This window comes from Leptolyngbya sp. KIOST-1 (genome assembly GCF_000763385.1).
Classification (GTDB): domain Bacteria; phylum Cyanobacteriota; class Cyanobacteriia; order Phormidesmidales; family Phormidesmidaceae; genus Nodosilinea.
The window spans coordinates 1,255,810-1,269,453 of sequence record NZ_JQFA01000004.1; the positions used below are offsets into that span (position 1 = coordinate 1,255,810).

Sequence of the window (13,644 nt, forward strand, 5' to 3'; positions counted from 1 at the left end):
TTAATGGCCAAGAAAGTTGTTGCACTGATTAAGCTGGCGATTCCGGCCGGAAAGGCCAACCCAGCGCCCCCGATTGGCCCTGCCCTGGGTCAGCACGGGGTAAATATTATGGCGTTCTGCAAAGAGTACAACGCCCGTACCCAGGACAAAGTAGGGCTGGTGGTGCCGGTTGAGATCTCGGTTTTTGAAGATCGCAGCTTTACCTTCATCCTCAAAACCCCTCCCGCCTCGGTACTGATCAAGAAAGCCGCTGGCATTGAGCGGGGTTCGGGTGAGCCCCGGACCAAAAAAGTGGGTTCGATTACCCGCGCCCAGCTCAAAGAGATTGCCGAGACCAAAATGCCCGACCTCAATGCAAACGACATCAAGGCTGCAATGAACATTGTTGAGGGTACCGCCCGCAACATGGGTGTTACCGTCGGCGACTAGTCGTCGGGGTTTGCCCTTACCCAGCATTCAACTATTCACATTACGGGGGAGAGGCCTGGCTTCGTTTGACCCCAAGGAGATCAAATCATGGCTAAAGTATCTAAGCGCCTGCGGGAAGCCCAGGCCAAAGTAGAAGACCGGCTCTATGAGCCCATGGAAGCTCTGGAGCTGCTCAAGGAAACCGCAACCGCCAAGTTTATTGAGTCGGCAGAGGCCCACATTCGCCTGGGCATCGACCCCAAGTACACCGACCAGCAGCTGCGGACAACGGTTATTTTGCCCAAGGGCACCGGACAAACCATTCGAGTTGCCGTTATTGCTAAGGGCGAGAAAGTGGCTGAGGCTACCGCCGCCGGAGCCGATCTGGTGGGGTCTGAAGAACTAATCGACGAAATCCAGAAGGGGATGATGGACTTTGACGTCCTGATTGCTACCCCCGACGTGATGCCCCAGGTGGCCAAGCTCGGTCGTCAGCTCGGTCCCCGCGGCCTGATGCCCTCTCCCAAGGGCGGCACCGTCACCTTTGATCTGCCCCAGGCCATCAGTGAGTTTAAGGCAGGTAAGTTGGAGTATCGGGCTGACAAAACCGGCATTGTCCATGTTATGTTTGGCAAGGCAGATTTTAGTGCCGAAGATCTGATGGTCAACCTCAAGGCGCTCCAGGAGAGCATCGACCGCAACCGTCCCTCTGGGGCCAAGGGTCGCTACTGGCGCACTGTTGCCATTGCCTCTACCATGGGGCCTGCCATTCGCCTTGACGTCAACGCCCTGCGCGATTTCAAAATGAATGAGGCGGCCTAGGCTAGCCATTCAGGCCTGTGCAAATCAGGCACCATAAGTTTTACCCCAGACCAACCAGGAGCCCCGCAGTCTGAAACAACCCCTAAAACTGCATAGACGACCGTAGACAGCAGGTAGCGGCTAAGCGCTGTATAAACCCTGCCGAGGTTGACCTAAGCGACTGATTTGCTTTGGCCCTAGGCCAAGCACCCTGCAGTTGTTGGTCTACCCCGGCATGGTTGTCGGGGTTTATTTTTGGCCAACAGGTGCTTCTAGCACGGCCAGATCCTGGATCGGGTAGTTAAGTTTCCCTATCCCCAACCAAAAGGAGGTGAGATCGATATGGGGAGAACCCTAGCGAATAAGAAAGAGCTGGTAGCTGAAATTCAGGCGCTGCTGGACGACGCTCAGTTAGCCTTTGTGATTGATTATAAGGGCCTGACTGTGGCTGAAATTAGCAACCTGCGCAACCGGCTGCGGCCCAAGGGCGCCGTGTGCAAAATCGCTAAAAACACGCTGATGCGGATTGCCGTTGAAGGCAACGACACCTGGCAGCCCATCACCGAGTTTCTCAAAGATTCTTCAGCCTTTGTGCTGGTCAAAGAAGACTTTGGCGGAGCGATTAAGGAATACCAGGCCTTTCAAAAAGACACCAAAAAAACCGTCCTTCGGGGCGGTGTCATGGAAGGTCAGGCCCTGAACGAAGACCAGATCAAGGCGATCACCGAACTGCCCACCAAAGAAGAGCTTATGGCTCGTCTGGCCGGGGCAATCAAGGCGATGCCGACCCGCGTGGCGGTGGGTGTCAATGCCGTGCCGACCAAGCTGGCGGTGGGTGTCAAGGAGGTGCCTGCATCTCTGGCCCGCGCCATTCAGGCTGTCTCCGAAAAAGACGCGGCCTAGGGGCTGTCATAAATTGGCCTCCGACGCTTCAGCACCGTACGAGTTTGTTTGTGTTTAATTGTTTTTCTACCAGGAGTTAACCGGTAACTATGTCTGCTAAAACTGACGAAATTCTTGAACAGCTAAAGTCCCTTTCTCTGCTGGAAGCTTCTGAGCTGGTCAAGCAAATTGAAGAAGCTTTCGGCGTTGATGCCTCTGCCTCCGCAGGCGGCGGCATGATGATGATGGCCCCCGGTATGATGGGCGGTGGCGCAGCTGCTGCGGCTGAACCGGAAGAGGAAAAGACTGAGTTTGATGTCGTGCTCGAAGAAGTGCCCGCCGACAAGAAGATCGCTGTCCTCAAGGTGGTGCGCGGTCTGACTGGGCTGGGTCTGAAAGAAGCCAAGGAAATGGTGGAAGCCGCTCCCAAGGCCGTTAAGGAAGGCGTGACCAAAGAAGATGCTGAAGACGCCAAGAAGCAGCTGGAAGAAGCTGGTGGCAAGGTCAGCGTTAAGTAGTTTGGCGCTCCGGCGTTAATCACTTAAATGCCTAAAAAAGTCTCTTGCCTCAGGGCGAGGGACTTTTTTGTGGGGACTTTCCTACTCTGCCGGTGGGACATCTGCTCGACGGTAGCCCGATGAAAACAGTAGGATTAAAGCAGCTCTGAATTGAAGGGAAACTACTGTGGCACAGTACTTGAAACGATGGGAATCGCCCCGCAAGCCGGGTCGTAACTACAAAGGCCGAGGCGGCGCAGCTCGCCAGCGACAACTGCACAAACGACAGCAAACCCTGCGCCTACGCCTGAAGGGGCAGACCGAGGGGGGTGATTCACCTCAGAAACCACAAAAAGGGGAGCCATCGGCTCCCCTTTTTGCTGAGTCCGCAATCTGGGGAATACGGGCGTTATGAGGGGTTATGCCTGGTCGCATCCAAGATACAAGCGGGTTAGTTGAGGCTGTTTGAGCTATGGGTCCACTCTATCAGTGGGTTCAGCCAATCAGCAGTTCTTCCTCGGGATACTGAATGGCCGAGGGTTTAGAATCCCCTAGCAGCGCCCCCATAAACAGCAGCACCCCAACCCGACCCAGGTACATGGTGAAGATAATGACGTACTTACCCACATCGGAGAGGTCGGCGGTGATGCCAGTGGAGAGACCCACGGTGGCGAAGGCCGAAATCGATTCAAACAGAATTTCGATGAAGTTCATATTGGGGTTGCTGACGGCGACCAGGGCCGTAGCGGCCACCACCGCCAGACCTGAGCCAACCACCACCGCGATCGCCTTCAGTACCCGGCTGGTGGGAATTTGCCGACGAAAGCAGAGCACCTGTTCTTTGCCCTGAAGCGCCATCCGGGTACAGGCAATCAAAATTCGAATGGTGGTGGTTTTAATGCCACCGCCTGTGCTGCCGGGGCTGGCACCAATGAACATTAGGGCAATCATGATAAACAGCGAAGCGTTGCCCATGGCCCCTATATTGATGGTGTTGAACCCGGCGGTGCGAGCGATCACGGACTGAAACCAGGCCATCAGCAGCTTGTGGTGAGGGTCTGCTGGCCCCAGGGTGTTGGGATTCTGGTACTCAATGACGAAAAAGGCCAGCGTACCTACCGCCAGCAACACCGCTGTTGTGCTGGTGACGACTTTGAAGTTGAGGGAGAAAAGACCGCGGCAGCGGTTGCCCTGGACCCGGTTACGCAGCCAGGTGAGTAATTCCATAATCACCTGGTAGCCAATCCCGCCAAGGATCACCAGAATTGTAATGACGATGTTGACCCAGGGATTGAGGGCATAGCCCATCAGGCTGTCTGCAAATAGGCTAAAGCCAGCATTGTTGAAGGCGCTGATGCTGTGAAATGCCGACAACCAGAGGCCGTAGATTGGCCCAAAGTCCTGGTTAAAGACTGGATAGAGGCAGAACAACCCCGTCAACTCGAACGCCAGCGTCATCGCGATGATGGAGAGGACCAGGGACTTGCCTCCGGCCAGCACCGTGCTGTCCATCGACTTCTGAATCGCCAGGCGCTCTCGCAACCCTAGCCGTCGCCCTAGCAGGAGGACCAAAAAGGTGTTGGCAGTCATATAGCCCAGCCCACCGACCTGAATCAGCAGGAGAATGACGGCTTGCCCAAAGGCCGAAAAGTAGCTGCCGGTGTCCACCACGATTAGCCCCGTGACGCAGACGGCGGAGGTGGCGGTAAAGAAGGCCACCAGTGGATCGTTCCACTCCCCGCTGGCGGTGGCAAAGGGCAGCAGCAGCAGTAGGGTACCCACGGAAATCAGCACTAGGAAGCCGAGGCATATAGTGCGCGGAACGGTCATCTGCATAGGCTGAGCATTCCGCAAAGCACGGAGAATAAAAGCAACCCTATATTTCCACGAGTTGACGCTCTCAGCCAACATAGCGGAAGATTTAACCCGTTACGCCCCTTAGGGCCCTGTTCTTTAGCCTCGAATTACCATGGCCAATGCTCTGTACCAAAGAATTCAGACGTTTTATGACGATTCATCGGGGCTGTGGGAGCAGATCTGGGGTGAGCACATGCACCACGGCTTCTACGGTCCTGATGGTCGCCAGCGCAAAAATCGCAGCCAGGCCCAGATTGATCTGATCGATGAATGTCTGAGTTGGGCCGGCATTGATCAGGCTAGCGATATTCTGGACTGCGGCTGCGGTATTGGCGGCAGTGCCCTGGAACTGGCCGTCCGCTACAAAGCCAGGGTGACGGGCATTACGCTAAGCCCAGTTCAGGCCCGGCGAGCGACAGAACGGGCTGCTGCCGCCAGCCTGAACGGAGACAGCCCGCCCCGGGCCCAGTTTGAGGTGGCCGACGCGCTGCAAACCCCCTTTGCTGACCAGAGTTTTGACCTGGTGTGGTCGATGGAGAGCGGTGAACACATGCCCGATAAGGTGGCATTTTTGCAGGAGTGCTACCGGGTGCTGAAGCCGGGGGGTAAGCTGCTGATGGCGACCTGGTGTCATCGGCCCACCGACTCCCTGGCAGGGCCGCTGACCTGGCTGGAGCAGCAGCAGCTCAACTGGATCTATCGAGTCTACGGGTTGCCCTACGTGATCGCGCTGCCGGACTATGAGGCGATCGCGCAGAGCTGTGGGTTTGGCCACCTCCGCAGTGCCGACTGGTCTCTGGCGGTGGCCCCGTTCTGGGATGAGGTGATTGCCTCGGCCCTGACTCCCGAGGGGTTGGCGGGGCTGGCTCAGGCTGGCCCAGGAACCCTACAGGGAGCCCTGGCCCTGGGCCCGATGCGCCAGGGGCTTTACAGTGGCCTAATTCGTTACGGACTGCTGTGTGCGGAGCGCTGAGGGGTCCGGCTGACCTAGTACTGGCTAGCAGAAGTTGAATATTGGGGGTATGGAGTTCGGAGTCGGTATCAGGTTAAAAACACGGCCAAGGGAGAGCATAGTGTTCTCCCTTGGCCGTAGGTTGGTCCCTCGGCGACTCAAGGTGCCGGGGCTTTGGCCGAAGCGTTACTGAGGCCGAGCGGCCGGGCAGTCGATCGCCCGGACGGCGGCGGCGGCGGTAAAGTCGCGCAAGGCGTTGGTGTTGGGAGCGAAGTTGGTCCCGGTTTCGTTCAGGGGACTGGCGACCGCACACACCTGCGCCATCTGCCTGATGGCGTTTTCGCCCCAGTGACCGGCAATATCGGTAAACCTTACCGGGTTAGCGACGTTGGGGATTAGCCCACCGGTGGCCTGATCTCGGCCGGGCACTGGACTAGTGCTGGTGGTATCGCCCGCCCCGGCATCGGCACGGATCAGCGCCACCCGGTACATCATCGCCATCAGCTCAGCGCGGGACACGTTGTCGGTGGGGCGGAAGTTACTGGTGCCAAAATCGCCGCTGACGACTCCCAATTGTCTGGCCTGGGCAATCTTGAGGGCGCTCCAGCGGTTGACGGCCACATCGGCGAAGGGGGGACTAAACACCGCCTGGGGCAGGGTGGCCAGTACGGTGGTGGGCAGCAAATCGTTAGCGCCTTCCATGACCACCGAGATTGCCTGCTCCCGAGTGAGGGGGGCAGTGGGTCGGAAGGTGCCGTCGGGGAAGCCGGAAATTACGCCCAGCTGGGCAGCGCGAGTAATCTCAGCCGCGTAACGGTTGCCCCGAATATCGTTAAAGGCCACAGCGGGCGGGGTGACAGGCGGCGTAACAGGCGGCGTGACCCCGCCCGGATCCTGACCCTGACCCTGAAGCTGAGCCAGGGTCAAGTCGTTGGTGAAATAGACGAGGTGCGAACTCACGATCTGCCCGTTGAAGGTTCGCTTGGTCAGCGACCAGCCGGGGTTGAGGTCAATTTGGGTAAAGCCGGTGGGGCTGATACCGTTGGCTCGGCCAATGGTGATGCGATCGCGCGAGACGGTGCTGGGCGCAAACTGCAGCAGCAAGTCGCCATTCCGCTGATTTACCTCAAACCGGGCTCCCGAGACATCTTGACCGGCCAGGCGCACGGCATAGCCGTTGGTATCTCGCTGCAGGCGGCAGACCCCCGTAAAGTCAAAGGTATTCCACAGCGCATTGACCTGGGTAGGTTCGCCGCCGGGGTTCACAATCGTCCAGCACGGCGGGTTGGGCTGCAGCTGCTCGACGACGTAAAGCCGGTAGGGCTGGGCCGTACTGCCCGGCACGGCAACCACCAGAAAGTTGGCCGCATTGATATCAATGTTGCCAAAGGTTTGCGCTAGCAGCGTGCCAGCATTGCGTACCACGGGCTGAATCGGGGTGTGGTTTTGGGCAACGGCCTGCCCAGCCCCACCAAGCACCCCAAGAGTGGCTGCAAAGAGCGCAGCAGCCGCTTTAAGCGTCGACATCGGATTCATGGTCACTGGTCCTAGATAGCGATTTGTGATGTGGGGATGGCTTCTCTACCTTAGTCCTGGCAACGGCGGAGCAACGGTGGCTTCATCCACTTGCCAGACTGTCTGATGGTCAGGATAAAGACCTGACACCGAAACTATACGTATGGTCTGCCCAGGCCCCAAAAAATTGAATTAGCAGCATTCGAACAACCATCGCCCCGAGGCAACGACCGGTACTCTCCTAGCCTTCACCGGACCCGCAGGACCGGGGGCAGTAGGGGCAAGTCAACCTAGAAAAGCCGCAACTATTTTAGGGGCATCGCCGGTATACACCCCTACTTTCCGCAGGATTTACTTAGAATTTGTTGCAAAACCTCACGATGTTCCGGACGAACTGGCAGCCGATCAGAACCGAGGTTCAGCCCTGGGACGCGATCGTCTGTCTGTTGGCCGCTGGTGTCCCAGGGGCTGTTATCAATTATAGCTATAGCCAGCCTGATTAGGACATAATTTAGAGGTAACGCCATCTCCCCCTGCATGCCATGGCCAAACCCTACAGCCTCGATTTGCGACAAAAGGTCATCAACGCCATCGAACTGGATGGGATGAAGAAGAGCGAAGCCAGTGTTGTTTTTGGGATCAGTCGCAACACCATCGACTTGTGGCTCAAGCGTAAAGCCGCCACTGGCAGCCTAGCGCCTCAGGTCACCTCAAGGGCCCGCCGCCAAGGGCGAATTACCGATTGGGACGGGTTTCGCGCTTTTGCCGAGCAGCATCGTCATAAGACCCAGACGGAGATGGCGGAGTGTTGGCCCGGCCCGATGAGTCAACGCACCATCTCACGGGCCTTAGGCGCCATCGGCTGGACTCGAAAAAAAAGACCTACGGCTACCGTCAGCGAGACGAGCACAAGCGACAGGCGTTCATAGCCAAAGTTCCTGAGTCTAGGGCTCGGCATCTGGTCTACGTGGATGAGTCGGGAATGGATGAGCGTGATGCCTACGGATACGGCTATGCCCCAGCAGGAGCGCGGTGCTATGACCTTAAATCCGGGCAACGCGGTAGGCGCGTCAACATGATCGCCGGGTATCGGGGGCATCAACTCATCGCGCCGTTTACCGTCGAAGGGGCGTGTAACCGCACCGTCTTTGAAACCTGGTTGGAGACCTGCTTGATTCCAGAGTTGTGTCCTGGAGACTGGGTGGTGCTGGATAATGCCACCTTTCATCATGGCGGGCGCATTGCCGAATTGATTGAATCGGCAGGCTGTGAGGTGGTTTATCTCCCACCGTACTCCCCTGACCTAAATCGCATTGAAAAGTGCTGGGGGTGGTTGAAAAGCCGGATCCGAAAAGCCCTCCCCCACGACGATGGCCTGCGGGCCGCTATTGAGGCTGTCCTCAAGCAAGCGGTGTCCTAACCTAAGTGGCTATAGCTATAGCTGCCAAACGCCCAAAAGTTAAGGGTTACAGCCCCTAGCCTGTCTTGCGGTCGGGCGTGACAAAGCTTGATATGCCGAGCTTTTGACCACAATTCTTTTGACCACAATTAATGACACGCCCTAGGCCCCGGCGGCCATGGCCTTGGGTTTGTGTGTTGGGGCAGGCGTGACAGCGCTGCGGAGATCAGAGTTGTGGTCAGATGTGGTGAGACGCCCTGACTCTCAAAGGCCAAACTCCTCTAGCCCCGGCGGAGGGAGTCCAGGCAGGGCAATGTCCCGGCTGACGGAGGTTTTGTAGCTCTCCTGCTGGGTTACCATATCCACCGAAATGGCCTCAAACCAGGCTTCCAGGCAGCCGAGGGGCACCGTCAGCTGGAGGGTACCTTCCAGCTGACCCTGACCGTTGGGCAGCAGGTTCATCACCTGGCGGGGTTCGTCGGCCAGGCTACGGGTCTGGGGATCGGTAATCCAGATTTTAAGGTACAGGCGGTTGGGGTGAAAGGGAACGCGCAGGGTCACCAGAACTGGTTCACCCGCGATCAGCTCACCCTCTGGCAACACCAGGCTGGGCATCGGTGGGGTAATCGCCTCGGGCGGAGATTCTGGAGCGGCCTCCGGGTTCACCGCTGGTGCCGTCCGGGCCGCCATCAGCACAGGATCCTCGTCTTCGTAAATGACGACTTCTCCCGCAAAGGGTACAAACTCAGGCAAGGGTTCGACCGCATCGCTGTCCTCAATGCTAGGGACCTCGGCGATCGCCTCACTGCGGTTTTCGAGGGCCTCCTGCTGAAGGTTAACCGCCAGTTCGTTCAGTCTGGCCCAGAAGCGATCCTGCAGCTTGAGATCTTTAAATCCCATGGCCTCGTGGGAGAGAAGCTGGGGCTCCTGCCCCCGAGGCCGACTGCTGGGGGCGGCAGTCTGTCCGCTGAGTACCGCAGCGGCATCGGTCGGGCGGGGCGGGGGGGTGGGAATGGGTGGCAGGCTCAATCCCCGGTTTGACTCTGCCCCCGCCGGCGCAGCGCCGGCGGCGGGAGCTACTGGGGCGATTTCTGAATCGGTCCCTGAGGCAGGGGCGGGGGCGGGTTTGGGCCGCCCTACGGGGGGCAGCGTTGGCTGCCGGGCCGCCACCTCGTGGGGTGAAGGATAGTAAATCTTGGGGGGGAGAGTGACACTGCTGCGGGGCAGCGTCAGAATGGGCATTTCCCGCGGCGGCGCGGCGCGACCGGCAATATCCCAGGTTTTGAGATCGGGGTTGGGGCGCGGCTGCGAATCGCCGGGTTCGACAGCATCAGGGGGAAAGACGACATCTAGATCGGTGTCTGTTTCGCCCTGGTTGGCGATCGCATCAAACAGCGAGGCCACATCTACCGTAACCGTAAATCGATGCAGGGCGACCACCTCTGCGCCGACCAGCAGCCCCACCTCCCCCAGCAGCAGCCGGGTGGAGAGCCCGGCGGGCAGCGTAACGGAAAGCACGACGCTGCTGGGCAACGTGGCCACTGCCAGCAAAACCGGGACCATAGCCACCGTAACGGCCGTCTGGGGATCCAATAGCCTCACCACCAGAGCCAGGGGCGGACCATTGAGGGTGGGTGGCCCGGTGACCGTCGCCGATAGCCCCAGGCTTTCACGTTCGCTGCCCAGCAGGGCGGTGTTGGGCAGGGTCAGCCCGTAGGGCAGGCTGTCTGGATCGAGCCCCCCGGCCAGCTGGGCCTGAAAGGCATCCATGGCCGCTGTCGCCGCCTCCAGGTCGAGGTCAGGGGCTGTGGTTGCCCCAGCGGAATCCGAGGGCAAGTCTTGCGGCGGGCTCGCCCCCAGGTCTGCACTGCCGTCATCGGCGAACCAGTCCCCATCGTCTGCGGAGTCCTGGGCTACCACCCGCAACTGCACTGCGTAGCACCACGCCTGGGAAGTGTCCGAGTCGGTACTGACCACCCCTGGGTTATCGCCCCTAGCACACTGAATATCCCAGGTTCCCTCCCTCAACCGAGTAAACGGCATCACGACCATCAGGCCGTTGCGGTTGGTTTCGCTTTGGCGGCGCAGGGTGCGGCGCTTTGGCGGTGCCGCTGCAGCCGTTCGCTGCCCGTCGCGCTGCTCCCCAGCCAGCATCTGACTAATCTGAATTCGCACTGGAGTCTGGCAGTGGCTGGTATGGGCCATGACCCGATAGCGGCCCTCCAAAATTTCTACCTGGGAGGCATCGAGGGGTAACCAACTCCGGTCGCCCTCCTTTTGCAGCAGAAATTCCCAATACTCCATTGCTCCAGCCCTGAATTCACGTTCTGTTCCGAACCAAGCCGCCCATGATGCTTCAGGATACTCCAATGCCTACATTTTGGTGGAGCCCCTGCCTGTCCTACGTCCGTCTTGCTACAGAGGAAGCTGGCGGCTCAGGAGATCTAGGCTGTGGTTAAGCTCTTTTTTGGAGGCAGCAAGTTATGTCTATTGAAGATCGTGCTAAGGCCACTGCCAAAGACGTAGAAGGTAAGGTGCAGGAGGCCGGTGGTAAACTGACCGGCGATCGCGAGGCGCAGCTCAAGGGCAAGGCCAAGCAGGCCGAAGCCGACGTTCGCCACTCGGTAGAAGACGTCAAAGGCCAGGCCAAGCGCGCCATTGACTAGGTGTTTTACGCTTCACCCGTAGGGGTTCTAGCCCCCTGTAGGCCTTAGATTGAAAGCTCCAGTTCTTTTAAGGACTGGAGCTTCTTAGTTGTCGAGGTTGTTGATCGCCCCAGGCCCAGGCTACCCCCCCAGGGTTTCAATCAGCGTTGCCTCGGGGGCACGAAACCCCACCAGCACAGCCTTGCCGTCCTTCTCAAACAGGGGCCGCTTCAGCAGCATGGCATCCTGGCTAAAGGCCGGAATCCACTCGGCATCGCCCCAGGTTTGCTTTTCATCCCCCAGGGCCCGGTAGGACAACCCCGAGGTATTGCGCATGGCCTTGCTGCCCAGAGCGTCGACCCAGGCGGCAATCGCAGCAGGGCTAGGGGGTGACTCTTTTGTATTGACAAACTCGTAGGGAATAGCATGGCTGTCGAGCCATTGCATCGCCTTTTTACAGGTGCCGCAGTTAGGAATCCCGTAAACCGTAAGCGCCATAGTGTTGTAGGTGGTGCGAGTGGTGTTGAACCCTGGGTACAGGGTACCAGACCGAAAACGTCAGAAACGCCCCGGTGGCCAGGACGTTTCTTTAGGATGTTTTAAGCTAGTGCCGATCGGCCTTGGAGCTTAGTTGTCATAAACCCGGCACTCGTCGGCCTCGGGATTGCTGTCGCAGTAGGCCTCCAGGGAGGTTCTGTCGGTCCCTTTATCGCGCTGGTGGGAGGCTTCAGCCTGAAGCTCTTCCACAGCGTCCCAGGCTGCGGCGCATTCCTGAGAGCCGCTGCCAGAGGCATCACAGGCGGCCCGGGCACCTTCAATTTCTTTTTCAATGCGCTCTTTAATGTTCTCGCTCATTTGATTCCTTTACGTGTGTAAACAACTACCGTGGGGGACTGCCGCTGGATCACGCTAATCACCGAAGGGGAACAAATCCGCTAATTTCATACGGATTAACCCAGCTTCAGCCTTAGTATACTTCACTGTTTTAGCTGGCCTGGCGATGGAAACTCTACCCTCTGGGGGGCAGGTTACTCCCTTGACAGGGCAAGCAAAAAGCCCTGGCGCGACCTGGCACTCCCCACCCCCTTGACGTTGGGCAAGCCCAGTAAAAGTACCTATTATTCATATTACACATCCCCAACTTGGGGAGAGTGCCTGCTGAACATTGTTCGCCCGCCGCTGGGTCAGGCCAATCGGTCTATGGGGCATGTCAAAGGGATGAGTTAAGGCGGATAGGGAAGAGGGACAGGCCAAGGGAATGGACATTCCGATCTAGACTGGAACCACAGAAGGAGGGGCTTACCCGATGACCGCAATTCCCCAGCCCGACCAGCCACCTATCCAGCCGTCGATGGAGTGGGCCAACGCCGTGTCTACCTGCCCTTCCCTAGAAGGGGCGGTCAAAGAGGTCGTCGAGCAACTCAAGGGGCGATTGTCGGCTCCCCCTGATCTGGGGTTGGTGTTTATTTCCTCTTCGTTTACCAGCGAGTTTGCCCGCTTATTGCCCCTGCTACAGAGCCTGCTGCCCCTACCGACTCTGGTCGGCTGCAGCGGCGGTGGCATTGTCGGGACCGATGCTGAGGGGCAGCCCCAGGAGTTAGAAGATATCCCTGGCTTCAGCCTGACGGTGGCCCGTCTGCCTGGGGTAGCGGTGCGGAGTTTTCATCTGTCGAACGACGATCTACCCGACCTGGACAGCCCGCCTGCTGCCTGGTCAGAGCTGATTGGGATGGCCCCACAGCAAAACCCTCAGTTCATTTTGATGGCCGATCCCCTGTCGTCTAACGTCAACGATCTGCTGCAGGGTCTGGATTTTGCCTATCCCAGCGGGGTCAAAATTGGCGGTTTGGCTGGCATCGACGGTTTTAACCGCCACAGTGGCCTGTTTTGCGATCGCACCCTTCACACCGAAGGCATTGTCGGCGTGGCCCTGGCTGGCCCGCTGGTGCTAGATACCATTGTGGCTCAGGGGTGCCGTCCCATTGGGCCGGTGTACCAGGTGGATCAGGCCGAGCGCAACATTTTGATCAGCCTGGGCACTGGCGACGGCGATGAGGCTCGTCCGCCGCTGGAACTGCTGCAAGAACTTTTTGAAACGCTGCCGGAGGGCGATCGCAAGCTGGCCCAGAGTTCCCTCTTTATTGGTGTCGCCCAGGACAGTTTTAAGCTCAGCCTTGACCAGGGAGATTTTCTAATTCGCACGCTGCTGGGGGTCGATCCGAAACTGGGGGCGATCGCTGTGGGCGATCGGCTCCGCCCCGGCCAGCGGGTGCAGTTTCACCTGCGCGATGCCCATACCTCGGCCCTCGATCTAGAAAAACTGCTCCAGCGCTACCAGCACCAATCCCCGGACGCCACCCCGGTTGGGGCCCTGATGTTTGCCTGTGTCGGCCGGGGTGAAGGGCTATACAACCAGGCCAACTTCGACTCCAGTCTCTTTGCCCAGTACCTGCCGGGGCTGCCGCTGGGGGGATTTTTCTGCGGTGGCGAAATTGGCCCCGTTGGGCAGACGACGTTTCTGCACGGCTTTACCTCCGTCTTTGGCATCTGCCGCCAGCCGTAGGCGGAGCGCTGAGGAGGATAGGGGGATGAGGAGATGAGGAGGATAGGGGGATGAGGGGAAGTAGCCGAAAGTGAGTTTTTGCAGGGCAGGGATGCATTCAAAGTTTTATTTGCGCCGCGCCTTCC

Annotated in this window: 13 protein-coding genes and 1 other annotated feature; of the genes, 8 read left to right on the plus strand and 5 right to left on the minus strand. The window is 58.7% G+C overall.

The window, feature by feature from the left end:
- Positions 1–3 precede the first annotated feature (3 nt).
- From rplK to rplL, 4 genes are all read left to right on the plus strand, one after another.
- A complete protein-coding gene (rplK, locus tag NF78_RS22595) occupies positions 4–429 on the plus strand; it encodes a 50S ribosomal protein L11 (RefSeq protein ID WP_035991838.1) in 426 nt (141 codons plus the stop codon).
- Positions 430–516: 87 nt separating this feature from the next.
- On the plus strand, positions 517–1,230 hold the full coding sequence (gene rplA, locus NF78_RS22600; RefSeq protein ID WP_035991840.1) for a 50S ribosomal protein L1: 714 nt from the start codon (positions 517–519) through the stop codon (positions 1,228–1,230).
- An 82-nt stretch (positions 1,231–1,312) separates the two neighbouring features.
- Positions 1,313–1,472 (plus strand) — a sequence feature (ribosomal protein L10 leader region).
- Positions 1,473–1,551: 79 nt separating this feature from the next.
- A complete protein-coding gene (gene rplJ / locus NF78_RS22605) occupies positions 1,552–2,112 on the plus strand; it encodes a 50S ribosomal protein L10 (protein ID WP_035991842.1) in 561 nt (186 codons plus the stop codon).
- Positions 2,113–2,201: 89 nt separating this feature from the next.
- Positions 2,202–2,609, plus strand: a complete 408-nt coding sequence (gene rplL, locus NF78_RS22610; RefSeq protein WP_035991843.1) for a 50S ribosomal protein L7/L12 — start codon at positions 2,202–2,204, stop codon at positions 2,607–2,609.
- A 474-nt stretch (positions 2,610–3,083) separates the two neighbouring features.
- On the opposite strand, the gene NF78_RS22615 is transcribed toward rplL, so the two are convergent.
- Positions 3,084–4,424, minus strand: a complete 1,341-nt coding sequence (locus NF78_RS22615; protein WP_318655503.1) for a TrkH family potassium uptake protein — start codon at positions 4,422–4,424, stop codon at positions 3,084–3,086.
- A gap of 133 nt (positions 4,425–4,557) precedes the next feature.
- Between NF78_RS22615 and NF78_RS22620 the strand changes: the two genes are divergently transcribed.
- Positions 4,558–5,418, plus strand: a complete 861-nt coding sequence (locus tag NF78_RS22620) for a methyltransferase domain-containing protein (protein ID WP_035991846.1) — start codon at positions 4,558–4,560, stop codon at positions 5,416–5,418.
- Between the two features lie 165 nt (positions 5,419–5,583).
- Here the strand turns inward: NF78_RS22620 and NF78_RS22625 are convergent, their stop codons facing one another.
- A complete protein-coding gene (locus NF78_RS22625) occupies positions 5,584–6,933 on the minus strand; it encodes a DUF3747 domain-containing protein (RefSeq protein ID WP_052050850.1) in 1,350 nt (449 codons plus the stop codon).
- Between the two features lie 521 nt (positions 6,934–7,454).
- Between NF78_RS22625 and NF78_RS30525 the strand changes: the two genes are divergently transcribed.
- Positions 7,455–8,332, plus strand: a protein-coding gene (locus tag NF78_RS30525; protein WP_225885304.1) for an IS630 family transposase whose coding sequence is annotated in 2 segments (ribosomal slippage) — positions 7,455–7,784 and positions 7,787–8,332 — 876 coding nt in all. Because the reading frame shifts where the segments join, the coding sequence is not laid out codon by codon here.
- Positions 8,333–8,575: 243 nt separating this feature from the next.
- On the opposite strand, the gene NF78_RS22640 is transcribed toward NF78_RS30525, so the two are convergent.
- On the minus strand, positions 8,576–10,615 hold the full coding sequence (locus NF78_RS22640) for a hypothetical protein (protein WP_035991848.1): 2,040 nt from the start codon (positions 10,613–10,615) through the stop codon (positions 8,576–8,578).
- Between the two features lie 179 nt (positions 10,616–10,794).
- Here NF78_RS22640 and NF78_RS22645 point away from each other — a divergent pair, with 179 nt between their 5' ends.
- Positions 10,795–10,977, plus strand: a complete 183-nt coding sequence (locus NF78_RS22645) for a CsbD family protein (RefSeq protein WP_035991850.1) — start codon at positions 10,795–10,797, stop codon at positions 10,975–10,977.
- 120 nt (positions 10,978–11,097) lie between these two features.
- On the opposite strand, the gene NF78_RS22650 is transcribed toward NF78_RS22645, so the two are convergent.
- Together NF78_RS22650 and NF78_RS22655 are read right to left on the minus strand one after the other, a co-directional pair.
- Entirely contained in the window at positions 11,098–11,454 is a 357-nt protein-coding gene (locus NF78_RS22650) for an arsenate reductase family protein (RefSeq protein WP_035991852.1), read from the minus strand.
- A gap of 129 nt (positions 11,455–11,583) precedes the next feature.
- Positions 11,584–11,811, minus strand: coding sequence for a Calvin cycle protein CP12 (locus tag NF78_RS22655; protein WP_035991854.1), 228 nt, complete (start codon positions 11,809–11,811; stop codon positions 11,584–11,586).
- Positions 11,812–12,262: 451 nt separating this feature from the next.
- Between NF78_RS22655 and NF78_RS22660 the strand changes: the two genes are divergently transcribed.
- Positions 12,263–13,519, plus strand: coding sequence for an FIST N-terminal domain-containing protein (locus tag NF78_RS22660; RefSeq protein WP_225885398.1), 1,257 nt, complete (start codon positions 12,263–12,265; stop codon positions 13,517–13,519).
- Positions 13,520–13,644 lie beyond the last annotated feature (125 nt).

Bases quoted from the DNA above. Each gene is read 5' to 3' on its own strand.
- rplL (WP_035991843.1), top strand. From the start codon at position 2,202: ATGTCTGCTAAAACTGACGAAATTCTTGAACAGCTAAAGTCCCTTTCT.
- NF78_RS22640 (WP_035991848.1), bottom strand. From the start codon at position 10,615: ATGGAGTATTGGGAATTTCTGCTGCAAAAGGAGGGCGACCGGAGTTGG.
- rplJ (WP_035991842.1), top strand. From the start codon at position 1,552: ATGGGGAGAACCCTAGCGAATAAGAAAGAGCTGGTAGCTGAAATTCAG.
- NF78_RS22625 (WP_052050850.1), bottom strand. From the start codon at position 6,933: ATGAATCCGATGTCGACGCTTAAAGCGGCTGCTGCGCTCTTTGCAGCC.
- NF78_RS22620 (WP_035991846.1), top strand. From the start codon at position 4,558: ATGGCCAATGCTCTGTACCAAAGAATTCAGACGTTTTATGACGATTCA.
- NF78_RS22615 (WP_318655503.1), bottom strand. From the start codon at position 4,424: ATGCAGATGACCGTTCCGCGCACTATATGCCTCGGCTTCCTAGTGCTG.
- rplK (WP_035991838.1), top strand. From the start codon at position 4: ATGGCCAAGAAAGTTGTTGCACTGATTAAGCTGGCGATTCCGGCCGGA.
- NF78_RS22660 (WP_225885398.1), top strand. From the start codon at position 12,263: ATGACCGCAATTCCCCAGCCCGACCAGCCACCTATCCAGCCGTCGATG.
- rplA (WP_035991840.1), top strand. From the start codon at position 517: ATGGCTAAAGTATCTAAGCGCCTGCGGGAAGCCCAGGCCAAAGTAGAA.
- NF78_RS22655 (WP_035991854.1), bottom strand. From the start codon at position 11,811: ATGAGCGAGAACATTAAAGAGCGCATTGAAAAAGAAATTGAAGGTGCC.
- NF78_RS22650 (WP_035991852.1), bottom strand. From the start codon at position 11,454: ATGGCGCTTACGGTTTACGGGATTCCTAACTGCGGCACCTGTAAAAAG.
- NF78_RS22645 (WP_035991850.1), top strand. From the start codon at position 10,795: ATGTCTATTGAAGATCGTGCTAAGGCCACTGCCAAAGACGTAGAAGGT.